Annotated in this window: 12 protein-coding genes; 4 read left to right on the forward strand and 8 right to left on the reverse strand. The window is 34.7% G+C overall.

Going from position 1 to position 13,563, the window contains the following annotated elements; genetic code table 11:
- Positions 1 to 6 precede the first annotated feature (6 nt).
- Positions 7 to 486, forward strand: coding sequence for a peptide-methionine (S)-S-oxide reductase (locus tag A9Q93_RS04395; protein ID WP_303686159.1), 480 nt, complete (start codon positions 7 to 9; stop codon positions 484 to 486).
- A 78-nt stretch (positions 487 to 564) separates the two neighbouring features.
- Here A9Q93_RS04395 and A9Q93_RS04400 read toward each other — a convergent pair whose 3' ends face one another.
- From A9Q93_RS04400 to A9Q93_RS04430, 7 genes are all read right to left on the reverse strand, one after another.
- Positions 565 to 1,743: an AIR synthase related protein gene (locus A9Q93_RS04400; protein ID WP_303686160.1), complete on the reverse strand. Its 1,179-nt coding sequence runs from the start codon at positions 1,741 to 1,743 to the stop codon at positions 565 to 567.
- A gap of 118 nt (positions 1,744 to 1,861) precedes the next feature.
- The gene (locus tag A9Q93_RS04405; protein ID WP_303686161.1) at positions 1,862 to 2,575 is read right to left on the reverse strand and encodes a hypothetical protein; all 714 of its coding nucleotides are present in this window, start codon (positions 2,573 to 2,575) and stop codon (positions 1,862 to 1,864) included.
- Positions 2,576 to 2,690: 115 nt separating this feature from the next.
- On the reverse strand, positions 2,691 to 4,877 hold the full coding sequence (locus A9Q93_RS04410; protein ID WP_303686162.1) for a glutamine synthetase III: 2,187 nt from the start codon (positions 4,875 to 4,877) through the stop codon (positions 2,691 to 2,693).
- A 120-nt stretch (positions 4,878 to 4,997) separates the two neighbouring features.
- A complete protein-coding gene (locus A9Q93_RS04415; protein WP_303686163.1) occupies positions 4,998 to 5,948 on the reverse strand; it encodes a calcium/sodium antiporter in 951 nt (316 codons plus the stop codon).
- Between the two features lie 148 nt (positions 5,949 to 6,096).
- Positions 6,097 to 6,897, reverse strand: coding sequence for a carbonic anhydrase family protein (locus tag A9Q93_RS04420; protein WP_303686164.1), 801 nt, complete (start codon positions 6,895 to 6,897; stop codon positions 6,097 to 6,099).
- A 22-nt stretch (positions 6,898 to 6,919) separates the two neighbouring features.
- Complete coding sequence (locus tag A9Q93_RS04425) at positions 6,920 to 7,606, reverse strand: DUF2490 domain-containing protein (protein ID WP_303686165.1); 687 nt, start codon at positions 7,604 to 7,606, stop codon at positions 6,920 to 6,922.
- Positions 7,607 to 8,130: 524 nt separating this feature from the next.
- Entirely contained in the window at positions 8,131 to 8,967 is an 837-nt protein-coding gene (locus A9Q93_RS04430; protein WP_303686166.1) for an SUMF1/EgtB/PvdO family nonheme iron enzyme, read from the reverse strand.
- A 108-nt stretch (positions 8,968 to 9,075) separates the two neighbouring features.
- Between A9Q93_RS04430 and fsa the strand changes: the two genes are divergently transcribed.
- The gene (fsa, locus tag A9Q93_RS04435) at positions 9,076 to 9,732 is read left to right on the forward strand and encodes a fructose-6-phosphate aldolase (protein WP_303686167.1); all 657 of its coding nucleotides are present in this window, start codon (positions 9,076 to 9,078) and stop codon (positions 9,730 to 9,732) included.
- A gap of 83 nt (positions 9,733 to 9,815) precedes the next feature.
- Here the strand turns inward: fsa and A9Q93_RS04440 are convergent, their stop codons facing one another.
- A complete protein-coding gene (locus A9Q93_RS04440; RefSeq protein ID WP_303686168.1) occupies positions 9,816 to 11,279 on the reverse strand; it encodes a redoxin domain-containing protein in 1,464 nt (487 codons plus the stop codon).
- 141 nt (positions 11,280 to 11,420) lie between these two features.
- On the opposite strand from A9Q93_RS04440, the gene A9Q93_RS04445 reads away from it, so the two are divergent.
- Positions 11,421 to 13,040 (forward strand): ABC-F family ATP-binding cassette domain-containing protein, encoded by a 1,620-nt coding sequence (locus tag A9Q93_RS04445; RefSeq protein ID WP_303686169.1) that lies wholly within the window; start codon positions 11,421 to 11,423, stop codon positions 13,038 to 13,040.
- Between the two features lie 240 nt (positions 13,041 to 13,280).
- Entirely contained in the window at positions 13,281 to 13,562 is a 282-nt protein-coding gene (locus A9Q93_RS04450; RefSeq protein WP_303686170.1) for a riboflavin synthase subunit beta, read from the forward strand.
- The last annotated feature ends 1 nt before the right edge of the window (position 13,563 follow it).

The following is a 13,563-nucleotide window of genomic DNA, read 5'->3' on the forward strand; positions in this document are numbered from 1 at the left end:
CATTTAATGAAAAACAGGTATAAGATAGGATTAGGTGGTGGCTGTCACTGGTGTACTGAGGCTGTTTTTCAGGCTGTCACCGGTGTAAGCCTTGTAGAGCAAGGCTATATTTCTAGCCAGGCGCCATATAATACTATGAGTGAAGCTGTCCTTGTGCATTTTTCTAATGATGTTGATCTGGAAAACTTAATTGACATTCATTTACAAACGCATGCGTCCACTCAACAACATAGTCGTAGAAAGGATTACCGCAGCGCGATTTACTATTTTGATCCAGAGATGAAAAGTAGCGTAGAGGCTGTTATGATCTCGCTTTCGCGAAAGCGAAATAAAAATTTCATTACTCAAATATTACCTTTTCACGCCTTCAAGCCTTCTAGAGCATCTATACAGAACTATTACAAAACGAGACCTGAGGCTCCGTTTTGTACACGTTATATTGAGCCAAAATTGAAAAAGGTCAAAGAAATACTTAAAAACGATTAGCCCTACTTAGTTTGTCACAGATGAGTAGCTTATCTAGAAAGCACTTTCACAAGCTCAGCGTGATAAACATTTTAATTTCTAATATTCAAAAACCCCAAATTCACTATCGATAGTAAGCTTTTTAGAATCTGCAGCTTCAACGTGGCCTATGATTTTTGCATCTACGTTAAATGAGTGGGAAATATCAATGATTTCTTGAGCAATAGATTCATTCACATAGAGTTCCATGCGATGTCCCATATTAAATACCTGGTACATTTCTTTCCAGTCGGTACCAGATTCTTCCTGAATCATTTTAAATAGCGGTGGCAATTCAAACATATTATCTTTTATAATATGCAAGTCTTTTACGAAATGTAGAATTTTAGTTTGAGCGCCACCAGAACAATGTACCATACCGTGCAAATCTTCACGGTTCACATCGCTCAATATTTTCTTGATGATAGGTGCGTAAGTACGAGTAGGAGACAGGACTAATTTACCAGCATCGAGAACGCTTCCTTCTACGGCATCAGTCAAGTTTTTTGAACCAGAATATACCAAATCTTCTGGAACGGCTGCGTCATAACTCGCTGGATACTTTTCTTTTAAACTTTTATTGAATACGTCGTGTCTAGCGCTGGTAAGCCCGTTGGAACCCATTCCGCCATTGTATTCAGTTTCGTAAGTGGCTTGTCCTGAGCTCGAAAGCCCAACAATCACATCGCCAGCTTTTATATTTGCATTATCTACCACATCACTGCGTTTCATACGAGCGGTTACGGTAGAATCTACGATGATAGTTCTCACAAGATCACCAACATCTGCCGTTTCTCCACCGGTGGAAATGATTTCTACGCCGTGAGATTTAAGATCTGCTATAAGTTCTTCGGTACCATTGATGATGGCTGAAATTACTTCGCCAGGAATCAAATTTTTGTTTCTTCCTATGGTGCTAGAAAGAAGAATGTTATCTGTCGCACCTACACAAAGTAAATCGTCCACATTCATGATTAACGCATCTTGAGCAATGCCTTTCCAGACAGAGATATCGCCAGTTTCTTTCCAGTACATATAAGCGAGACTGGATTTAGTCCCAGCACCATCTGCATGCATGATTAAACAATGATCTTCTGATCCTGTAAGAGAATCTGGAACGATTTTACAAAAGGCTTGTGGAAATAATCCTTTATCTACGTTCTTAATCGCATTATGTACGTCTTCTTTGCCAGCGCTCACACCACGCTGTGCATATCTTTTAGAAATGTCTTGGCTCATGTTGCAAATTTACTGAGTTAGTAGGTAGTAGTTAGTATATCGTAGTTATAATTTAGGAAAAAGTATGAAGAGGTTGTTAAGAGATAAAATTTCAAAAATAGAAAGCAGTTAGATATCATTATTGAACCTTCAATTCATTAAAAGGTATTGACTGTAATAACCTTTTTGAATTCTCTTTTAATGTGATTTTAATATCGACAGATTGCAATGAAATGAATTTCAATTTTACTTTTGATTGAACATAATAGTCGAAGTATTCTTTTTCGATTAGAATACCGTTCGTTAAATTGTTATTTTGTTCAATAATTTCTTTGTAATAATTAGTGAATGATGCGGTTGAAAACATTTCATAGTTATGATCAAAAACAAGTCGTGTTTTATTTATAGTAAAATCTTTTTCTTTATGAGTGAGATTTGTACTTGCTTTTACTTTACTAATTTTCTTTTTTATATTATAGCGTGATTTGATTTCAGTAGATAAAAGAGGTTTGTTTTTGGTTCTGATTACAGAATCAGCGAAAGCAGTATTTGTTTCCTTTTTAATTACTAGTGAATCTTTTTTTGCTATAAATCCTTCTGTAACTATGGTTTTCATCATAAATCCATAATTATTAAACTCTAGATTGTAAACACCTTTCTGATCATAAACAACAACACTCCTTTCTCTAATAGTATCTTTAGAGTTTAAAAGAATAAATCGTTTATAGTGTTTTTTATTCTTTTTGTGATATTCATCATATTCTAACAAAGTGTCAAAATAATAGGTTGTTTCTACGTTATCAGTTTCTTGAGCTGAGGATGTAATAGCAATCAAAAAGATAGAAACAGTCACTAGCAGTTTGTATAGCATAGTAAGTTTTTTATTCCGCTTTCGCGAAAGCGGAATTATTAAAAAAGCCCTAGAAATTAATTTTCTAAGGCTTTGTAATTTATAAAATAAAAGTGAATTATCTAGTGAAAAGTAACTCACGATATTTAGTTAGTGGCCACATTTCGTCGTCTACTAATAATTCTAACTTATCGCAGTGGTAACGGATCTCGTCAAAGAATGGCTTTACTTCATCACAATAAAGCGCTGCTGTTTCTTCGGCATCTTTTGCATTGTTTGCTTTCTTACGAGCATCAGTCATTTCAGTAATTCCTTTGTTGATTTTCTCGATGTGTTCAGAGATTTCTTCAATAAGAATCATTTGCTCTTTGGCCATTTTCTTGAAATCTTTACCATAGATTTCTTTTAAGCCTACTACGTTCTCAATTAATCTATTTTGGTATTTAACAGCGGTAGGAATTACATGATTGCGTGCAACGTCTCCTAAGATACGTCCCTCGATCTGTATGCGCATTGCATATTCTTCTACCTCAATTTCATAACGAGCCTCAGACTCGATCTTGCTCATAATGTTTAGGTCTTCAAAAAGCTTAATCGACTTTTTAGAAACCTTAGCTTTAAGAGCGTCAGGAGTAGTTTTATTATTGCTTAAGCCACGTTTTTTAGCTTCCTTTTCCCAAGCTTCTCCATATCCATCTCCTTCAAAACGGATTTTCTTAGACTGCTTGATGTATTCACGTAATACGTTGAAAATCGCCTCGTCTTTCTTAAGCTTTTTGTCTTTAATAAGTGCATCAACTTCTGCCTTAAACTCAATTAATTGTTGTGCAACAATGGCATTAAGTACGGTCATTGGATTAGCACAGTTTGCAGTAGAACCTACGGCACGTAATTCAAATTTATTACCTGTAAAGGCAAATGGTGATGTACGGTTACGGTCTGTATTATCTAGAATTACTTCTGGAATTTTACCTACTACATTTAATTTAAGATCTGTTTTTTCTTCTGGAGAAAGTTTACCATCAGTTACTTTTTCTAGCTCGTCTAATACGTTAGTCAGTTGAGAACCGATGAAAACAGATATAATTGCAGGTGGCGCTTCATTTGCTCCTAGTCTGTGATCGTTTGATGCACTAGCAATGGTAGCTCTTATCAGTTCTTCATTATCGTGAACTGCTTTTATAGTGTTCACAAAGAAGGTTAAGAACTGTAAATTTTTCATAGGTGTACTTCCTGGAGAAAGTAAGTTCACACCTGTATTTGTCGCTAGTGACCAGTTGTTGTGTTTTCCAGAACCATTTACACCAGCAAATGGCTTTTCATGGAACAATACTTTAAAGAAATGTCTTGACGCAACTTTTCTCATCACATCCATTAATAAGGAGTTGTGATCTACTGCAAGGTTTGCTTCTTCAAAGATAGGAGCTAGCTCAAACTGATTAGGAGCTACTTCATTATGACGTGTTTTAACAGGTATACCTAAAAGCATACATTCTGTCTCCATATCGCGCATAAAATTTAATACACGAGTAGGGATAGCACCAAAATAATGATCGTCAAGTTGCTGTCCTTTTGCAGAAGAGTGGCCTAATAATGTACGACCAGCCAGTTGTAAATCTGGACGAGAGTCTGCCAGCGCGCTATCGATAAGGAAGTATTCTTGTTCCCAACCTAAAGTAGCTACAGTCTTAGTAACGTTTTTGTCAAAATATTTACATACATCTGTTGCAGCACTATCGATAGCTTGCAAAGATCTCAAAAGCGGTGTTTTATAATCAAGTGCTTCACCAGTATAGGCTACAAATACTGTAGGAATACAAAGTGTTGTTCCCATAATAAATGCAGGAGATGTAGGATCCCAAGCAGTGTATCCACGAGCTTCAAAAGTGTTTCTTATTCCGCCATTAGGAAATGAAGAGGCATCTGGTTCTTGTTGAACTAGTTGTCCACCACCAAATTTTTCTAGTACAGTACCATCCATTTCAAGTTCAAAGAATGCATCATGCTTTTCGGCAGTGGCACCTGTTAACGGCTGGAACCAGTGTGTGTAGTGTGTAGCGCCATTTTGAATAGCCCATTCCTTCATTCCTGTAGAAACATGATCTGCTACACTGCGATCAATTTTACTACCGTTTACGATAGCATCTTGAACACTTTTATAAGCTTCTTTGTTAAGGTGCTGACGCATGGAATCCTTATCAAAAACGTGCTTACCGAAAATATCACTTCTTCTAGCAGGTTCATTTACCGCTATTTCTTTGCGGTCTAAGGTTTCTTTTAAGGCTTGAAATCGTAATGTAGACATCTTTATTATGGTTTATTATTATAAGATGCTGCAAAAGTAATGTATTAATTTATTAGTACCCTAAAAAAATATAGGTTGTAATGAATAATTAATAATAATTTAATGAACAAACCCTGTTTTTTACAGGGTGGAAAATGCTAAATAAATAAATAGAAGGTATGCGCCTAAAAAAATGATGCCCTTGTACCTAGATATTTTATAGGACTTAGGTAAAAATGCCATAGGAAGCAATAGAAAAGCGATACCTAGCATCCAGAATATATCATTGTTAAGCAGGCCCATTCCTTTTTCTTCAATTTGAATAGGTTGAATGATCGCTGTGATACCTAATACAGAACCTATATTAAAGATGTTAGAACCTATTAAATTACCTAGTGAAATAGCTTTCTCTTTTTTTAAAGCTGCTATGATCGATGCTGCAAGTTCAGGAACAGAGGTTCCTACGGCTACCATAGAAACGGCGATAATGCTTTCTGGAATGCCTAAACTTGCTGCAATATCTACAGCTCCTTTTACCAGTAACTCACTACCTTGCCATAGCGCAAGACCACCTAGAATTAGAAAAACAATAATTTTCCACCATACGGCTTCTTGTAGTTCTTCTTCTATATTTATAGCTTCTGGTTTCTTACGAGCTCTTCTCAATAATAGAATGATAAACAGTATTAAAAAACCTAGTAAAACCGCTCCTTCCCAGCGTACTAAGTTGTTTCCTGAAATTAATAAAACATATAATAAAACACTGAAAGCCATCATCCATGGCCAATTAAATTTGAAGAAATCTTTATCAATAGCGAGTGGTGCAATAAGTGCCGTAGCTCCTAATACTAAAGCTATGTTTGCGATGTTTGAACCTATAACATTTCCTAAAGCAAGGCCTGATAAGCCATCTAAAGCAGACTGTATGCTTACTATAAGTTCTGGTGCACTGGTTGCAAATGATACTACAGTAAGACCGATGATCATTTTAGATAAGTTTAGTTTCAATGATAATCCTACTGAAGATCGTACTAAAAACTCTCCGCCTATAACTAAAAGCACTAATCCTATAATTAGATAAAAAAGACTCATGAATCTCGACTGTTTTAAGATTGTAAAAGTATCAATAATAAATATTCTGCATTCTGGATAATATTAATTCTTTCTAAACTATTTTACCACTTAGAGTCAAAGAAAAAACCCCAAATTTGGGCGTTTTAAATTTTATAAAGTGAAAATTTTAATGAGAGTGATTACCATTATGATCGTGATGATCATGAAATGTAACTTTTCCAGTTTCCATGTCATAAACTGCTGAAACTATGATTATTTCACCTTTATCTTCCATTTGTGCCATGACTGGAGACGTGTCTCTTATATCTTGTACAGTTCGTATGGCATTCTTTTCAATAACATCGTTTGTAAATTTAACGTTAGATGATTTACGCTCTCCATCAGTTTCAACACCTTGTATTGAAGGCTCAATCTTTTCAAGTAGTGCGGCTAAAGAATTCATATTAAGAGATGTTGCATCCACTTTGTCAATAGTAGATTTAACGGCGCCACAAGAGGTATGCCCCATAACTATCACAACCTTAGAACCAGCAACAGCCGTTGCAAATTCCATCGATCCTACCATATCTTCATTCTCAATATTTCCTGCAACACGCGCTACAAATATATCACCTATACCTAAATCAAAAACATCCTCAACTGGTACGCGGCTATCTACACATGATAAAACTATGGCTTTAGGGTACTGTCCTAACATCGCTTCTACACGTTGCGCAGAATGATCTCTTCTGGTTAGATTATTATTTACAAAGTTTTCATTTCCTTTTTTCAATCTGCCAATTATTTCTGCTGGAGACATGTCAGCTTGATCCTCGGCTGTTAAAATGCTTTTAACAGGTTTTTCTAATTCTTGAACAGCAACAGTAGGAATCTCTTCTGTTGTTACTTCTTTTTCCGTGTTTTTATTACAAGCGACTAATCCAGTCATGATTAATGCAGTTACAAATAATTGAAACGTTTTCTTCATTTTTTTAATTTAAAGTTAGTTGTTAAAATGTATGATGTAAACTGAACTGCAGCTGGCCTTTGCCCCAGTTTACTGTTTTTTGATTCATCCAGCCCAATTGTAATCTCAATTTGTTAGTGAGCGCATAACCTGCACCTAAATAAGTACGATTTCTATCAAATAGTTCTACTTCTCTGCCTTCACCTATTTCAGTTTGACCATTTATAAAAATCTCATTGTATAACGCGATATAGATGGCATTTTTAGATAAATCTTTTTGATTTATAGGAATGTTGAAAAATAGATTATAACGATATCTCGTTCTAAAATCTTGGTCTTCTACAAAACGCTGCTCGTACCTGAATCGGTGTGTGATGTAAAAACGTTCTCCTAATTTTTGAGGTAATAAGGCTTCTTGATAGATTCTGTTTTCACTACTTGTATTGTCTGACTCGCCAAATTCCCCTGTGGTAATATTAGCATATCCTGCTGTGAATGTAATATTTGAATTATCAGGACTGTAAGTAATACCTGATCTCAAAAGTAGTTGCTCCATATCTCCTAGACCTTGCCAGTCTCGGTATTGAAAATCTCCTTGAATTCCCCAATTCGAATTATTAAACTTAGTATTGTAAAAATACATATACCAAGCGCCCGTTTGAGAACTTTCAACTTGCGCAATACTGATGCTACTGGAAAAAATAATTATAATAAGAATTAGTTTTTTCAATTTGATGTTTTTTAAAATTCGATAGCGCAAATTTAAAGTAATACTCACTTTTATAATAGTATTACTATCATAAATAATTGTTATAATTTTAAATAGCTCGTACAGAATATTCAAACGGATAATAAACAGTTTAGTGAACCGTTTTTTTATATTCTATATCTTGATATGTATTCCAGGTTTTTCTTGTGAAGGAAAAGAATTTAGGTTCTCGCTTTCGCGAAAGTGAGATCAAAAACCAACTTTATGGAGTAACAAATTGAAATGGGATGTCATTGAATACTTTGCAAAAGCGAACATGTTATAAAAGGAATTGCTTGTAATAAATAATGACGCAAAAGACTTTTTTAAACTAAAGTATGATTATATAGGCTAATCAAGCAAAGCAGGTAAAACAGTTAAATGATTAGGTGTTATTCACTTCATGTGACTTCTATTGAAGACACAACCATATAAGTGTTGAGCTTTTGAAACGCCAATGGAAAAGTATATAAATTGATCAGTTTATGTTGTTAGAAGAAAACTGGCTAATCATCAAGTACGACGTCATCATCTTCATCTAGAATTTCACAAATACATCTAAAACCAGTTTTTAACTCTTCCTGATCATAATATTCTAACCTGCGATCTAATAGTGAATTATATATGCCATCTTTTGCTATCTCTTTTATTTCCATAATAGTCATTTGACTTTTATCATCTTGCATCCTTCTGAATAAGCTGAAATCGCCCGTATAGGCATAAATTTGATCTTGGTACTTTGTTAATTTAAATTCTCTTTCTAGTTTGTTTTGTGCCGCTACAACTTCTTTTTGTGTAGGTAGCCTGTACTTTACTTTATATGGGAATCGAGCGCGTTGAGATTTATTTTTACTTTTTATTGCATAAACAGAGTTAGCTAGATCAGTTCTCCATAAGCAGTAGAGTTCTGCTTGTTTTTTTGAAATATCAACCACGGGATGCCATTGAAAAAATGGGCTGCTGCTGTAATTACCCATACTCAACTTAGTCGTTAGCATCTTACGTGGATCTTGATGTGTAACTTCCATTAACAATCTAGTATTTCCTGTCCAAGGAATGAACACGCTATCCTTATCAAGGTCGTATCTAGGAAAAGACTTTAGTTTTTCATGTTTCTCCAGTGACCAGTAATTTTCTACATTACTCAAGAACTCTTTATACATAAGATTAGTAACTGGTACGCGATCTATGTATAGGTTTTCGGTAAGTTTTATAGTTCCCGGTGGAGTTGTAGGGTCTATTTGATACGGATCGTTAGAATCTATAGATCTAAATAATCCACAACTTGTAGTAAGTAAAAAAAGCAAGATGATTACAACTGAGTACTTTGTAATTTTGATCATGATGTTAGTATGTTAAAAACTAAAGGCAAAAAAAACAATCAAAAGTAAATAATTAACAATTGTAATCTTCATTTTTGTACAAAATAGTTGAACAGTAAATATATACCGATGAAGTTTTTTATAGATACCGCAAATTTAGATCAAATTGCCGATGCTCAAGACATGGGAATCCTTGATGGAGTTACTACTAATCCATCATTGATGGCTAAAGAAGGAATTACTGGTCAAGAAAATATTATCAACCACTACAAAAAGATATGTGACCTGGTAGATGGTGATGTAAGTGCCGAAGTTATTTCTACCGACTTTGAAGGTATGGTTAAAGAAGGAGAGGCGCTAGCAGCTCTTAATGATCAAATCGTCGTGAAATTACCGATGATTAAAGATGGTGTAAAGGCTTGTAAATACTTTACAGATAAAGGAATTAAAACTAACGTAACTCTAGTTTTTAGTCCTGGACAGGCTTTACTAGCTGCAAAAGCAGGTGCGACTTACGTTTCTCCTTTTATAGGTAGACTTGATGACATCAGTACTGATGGACTTAATCTCATTGCAGAAATTAGAATGATTTACGATAATTATGGTTTTGAAACTGAAATTCTAGCAGCATCTGTAAGACATACCATGCATGTTATAGACTGTGCAAAATTAGGAGCAGATGTGATGACAGGTCCACTTTCTTCTATTGAAGGGTTATTAAAACATCCTCTTACCGACATAGGGCTTGCAAAATTCCTAGCAGATTATGAGAAAGGAAACTCATAACAAATAGTATAAAAACATTACTTAAAAAAAGAGCTTTTTCAATCTGAAAAAGCTCTTTTTTACATTTTAATTTTACTAAATGATTACCTGCTCAAATAACCCAGCAGTGTAGTCTCTATTTTATAATGAAATAAGTTAATATTGGGATCTAGAATAATCAATTTAGATCCTATAAGCATACTTCTATTTTCATTTTTTAAAGCCAGTTGCTTGCTTATAGATTGTTTATCAACTAGCTGGAATTCTGAAGCTTTATTGAAACCAAATTTAGAACTGGTCTCCCGCCATGTTTTGCTTTCTGGATCATCTAAATTAATGCCTATAAAATTAATTTCTGGATACTTAGCTCTTAATTCATTAACCGTTTTATGAATGCGTAGCGCATAGGCCTCATTCTTGTTAGACCAGTAAAATAAAACGCTCATACCTTTTACCTGGTCAGATAATTTAGTCGTGCTCTGGTCGTATTGATACAATTCAAAATCTGGCAGTTTGTTTCCTGGATCTAGACTGATATAGGTAGCAGCCATTTTTGTAATTTCATTTTTCAACTTCTCGTCTTGAGAAAGATCTACAAATTGATCTACGATTTTATTTATCTCAGCTATCTTTTTACTACTTCTTATAAAGTTTTTTGTTTCCGTAGCAGCAAACAAACTTTTAAGTGTTTCATTATCAAATAGACTGTCTATCACCCTAAGTTTTTCACTTTTGTACTCATAACCATTGCGATCAACTTGCTTACCACTACCATGTTTAAGCGCGCAATTGTAGAGCGCAATATTAGAAACTAAAGAGCTTACATAAGGCCTAAAGGTATACTTGTTAAGCAATTTTGTATTGTTTATTTTTAATTTATGGCGGTGAGCATAAAAGTTTGAAGGTAAAAAATCGCTTTTTAAGATTTCATTTTTACCAAAATGAGTATAAGCATATCGTTCTAATCTAGTCCATGAATTGAACTCGATAATTCTTGCAGCACCTTCCATAAACTCTGCTGAGAAATCATCATTTCTCCCTTGATTATCAAGATCTTTAATTCTGCGTTTTGTAAGACTATCGATCATTTTTTTAAAATCTATAGGCTCACGCTGGTATTCACTTAATATCTTTCTATTGTTGACTTCAGTTTCTAAAAATAATTTAATAAGATAATTATTTTCCTTAGCCGCTGCACCGGTAAAGGCAAGAGACTCATCAAAGGCTTTAGTATTTAATCTCCAGCGTATGGATTTTCCTGGAGCAACATAAAAGGATTGATATTCATTGCCATGCACAAAGGTGTAAAATCCAGTAGCGATATTTTCATACTTCTTCTCAAAAACACCTTTTTTATTTAGTTCTAATGTATCTAGAACATCCATGTAATTTCTTATCACCACATAATCATTAATAGGATTAATTATTTTTCCTGTGATGGTGATAGTAGCGGTGTTATCTGTCACTTTTTTTTCACAACTGGTGAGAAATAATAAACAACCTATAAGTAAAGTAGCATGGAGAATGTACTGGTTACGCTTTCGCGAAAGCGATATAATATCAAACATAAAAAACGATACAAATTTCAGATTCTAACAAAAAAAGGCTTAATGCTTTAATTGGCAAGTTAAGGCATTGTTAAATTGATAGCAAAGTGTTCTTTTAAAACTATAAAGAATCAGTATTTTTGCAAATTCAAAAATGAATTTATGTTAACGGTTTCTAATTTATCGGTACAATTCGGTAAGCGAGTATTATTTGACGAGGTAAATGCAAAATTTGGTGGTAGCAATTGCTATGGTATCATAGGTGCTAACGGTGCAGGAAAATCTACATTTTTAAAGATGCTCACTGGGAAAATGGATCCTACTAGTGGTCACGTGCATCTTGAAGCAGGGAAAAGGCTGTCTGTACTAGAGCAGGATCACAATGCGCATGATGAAGATACAGTGCTTGAAACGGTACTCAAAGGTAATAAGCCCTTACATAAACTAAAGACAGATATAGACGCTCTGTACGCAGATTATACTGATGAGAACGCCGAAAAAATAGGAGAGCTTCAAGTAAAGTTTGAAGAAATGGACGGCTGGAATGCAGACAGTAGCGCAGCATCATTACTTTCAAACCTTGGGATAGGAGAAGAGTACCATTACACGCTCATGGGTGATATGGATAATAAATTAAAAGTACGTGTGCTTCTAGCGCAGGCACTTTTTGGTAATCCTGATGTTCTAGTAATGGATGAACCTACTAACGATCTGGATTATGAAACGATCACCTGGTTAGAAAATTTCCTTGCTAATTATGAAAATACGGTTATTGTAGTTTCTCACGATAGGCACTTTCTAGATGCAGTATGTACTCATATCGCCGATATAGATTTCGGTAAGATCAATCAATATTCTGGTAATTATACCTTCTGGTATGAATCTTCTCAACTGGCTGCAAGACAGCGCCAGCAAGCCAACAAAAAGGCTGAAGAAAAGAAGAAAGAGCTGCAAGAATTTATTGCCAGATTTAGTGCAAACGTGGCAAAGTCTAAACAAGCTACTTCTCGTAAGAAAATGATTGATAAGCTCGATATTTCTGAGATCAAGCCTTCTTCTAGACGTTATCCAGCCATCATATTTGATCGCGATAGAGAAGCAGGTGACCAGATTTTAAATGTGGAGAAACTTACTGGCTCCATAGATGGTGAAGTGCTTTTTAAAGATATAGATATTAATCTTGCAAAAGGTGATAAAGTCATCTTATTCTCGAGGGATAGTCGTGCTACCTCTTTGTTTTATGATATTTTAAATGATCGCGCCACAGCAGATTCTGGTAAATTTAGTTGGGGTGTTACTACAACTCAAAGCTACTTGCCGGTAGATAATTCAGAGTTCTTTGATGTAGATATGAACCTGGTAGACTGGTTGCGCCAGTACGCACAAACTGAGGAAGAAAGAGAAGAAGTTTTCTTGAGAGGTTTTTTAGGAAAAATGATATTTTCTGGTGAAGAGGCTTTAAAAAGTGCAAGAGTACTATCTGGAGGAGAAAAAGTGCGTTGTATGCTTTCTCGTATGATGATGAAAAGAGCTAATGTATTGATGGTAGATGAGCCTACAAACCACTTAGATCTAGAATCTATTCAAGCATTTAATAACAGTTTGAAGAACTTTAAAGGAACAGTTTTATTAACCACACATGATCATGAATTTGCTCAATCTGTAGGTAATAGAGTTATAGAACTTACTCCTAATGGTGCTATAGATCGTTATACCACGTTTGAAGAGTACATGGACGATAAAACTGTAAGAGAGCTCAGGAATAAAATGTATACGGTCTAGTTTACCGTTTAAGTTTTCAGTCGCAGCAGGCAGGATACTTTGCGTGCTGCGCTATTGAAAATTCTTGAATTTCTCGATCCATTTTATCTTTTTCTGAAAAGTCTGCTGGAAAATACAATTGAGGAAATGTTTGCTAGGTTAATAAAGCTACTAGCAGCTATTTTATTTTCACTATATATTAGGAACAGTCTTTGCTTTAATCATGAAAGGAATGATTAAATTTGTAAAACACCAGAGATTATGGGAATAATAGGTCGCAGAAAAAATAAGAAATACGATTACGAGCCACGATATTACAAGAATACTACTGGTAGTAAACCTTTTGAAATCAAACATAAATTTGATGACCAGCGTACTACTGTTCAAAACGTGGGTTTAAAAGGTAAATTTGGAAATGCCATGCAAGATTTAAAGCTTGGTGCAGATGCTGTTGTAAAAAGAAGGTTGCTCATTATCATTTCTATTCTTGTACTCATTTTTCTCTGGATTATTGATTTTGATTTATCCATTTTTAGATTCTAAT

Origin of the sequence: Nonlabens dokdonensis (assembly GCF_002162835.1) — a bacterium.
GTDB classification, from domain to species: domain Bacteria; phylum Bacteroidota; class Bacteroidia; order Flavobacteriales; family Flavobacteriaceae; genus Nonlabens; species Nonlabens dokdonensis_B.

What these genes read in the sequence shown, in the direction of transcription:
- A9Q93_RS04395 (WP_303686159.1), top strand. Translation starts at nt 7, where the DNA reads ATGAAAAACAGGTATAAGATAGGATTAGGTGGTGGCTGTCACTGGTGT.
- A9Q93_RS04400 (WP_303686160.1), bottom strand. Translation starts at nt 1,743, where the DNA reads ATGAGCCAAGACATTTCTAAAAGATATGCACAGCGTGGTGTGAGCGCT.
- A9Q93_RS04410 (WP_303686162.1), bottom strand. Translation starts at nt 4,877, where the DNA reads ATGTCTACATTACGATTTCAAGCCTTAAAAGAAACCTTAGACCGCAAA.
- A9Q93_RS04415 (WP_303686163.1), bottom strand. Translation starts at nt 5,948, where the DNA reads ATGAGTCTTTTTTATCTAATTATAGGATTAGTGCTTTTAGTTATAGGC.
- A9Q93_RS04420 (WP_303686164.1), bottom strand. Translation starts at nt 6,897, where the DNA reads ATGAAGAAAACGTTTCAATTATTTGTAACTGCATTAATCATGACTGGA.
- A9Q93_RS04430 (WP_303686166.1), bottom strand. Translation starts at nt 8,967, where the DNA reads ATGATCAAAATTACAAAGTACTCAGTTGTAATCATCTTGCTTTTTTTA.
- fsa (WP_303686167.1), top strand. Translation starts at nt 9,076, where the DNA reads ATGAAGTTTTTTATAGATACCGCAAATTTAGATCAAATTGCCGATGCT.
- A9Q93_RS04440 (WP_303686168.1), bottom strand. Translation starts at nt 11,279, where the DNA reads ATGTTTGATATTATATCGCTTTCGCGAAAGCGTAACCAGTACATTCTC.
- A9Q93_RS04445 (WP_303686169.1), top strand. Translation starts at nt 11,421, where the DNA reads ATGTTAACGGTTTCTAATTTATCGGTACAATTCGGTAAGCGAGTATTA.
- A9Q93_RS04450 (WP_303686170.1), top strand. Translation starts at nt 13,281, where the DNA reads ATGGGAATAATAGGTCGCAGAAAAAATAAGAAATACGATTACGAGCCA.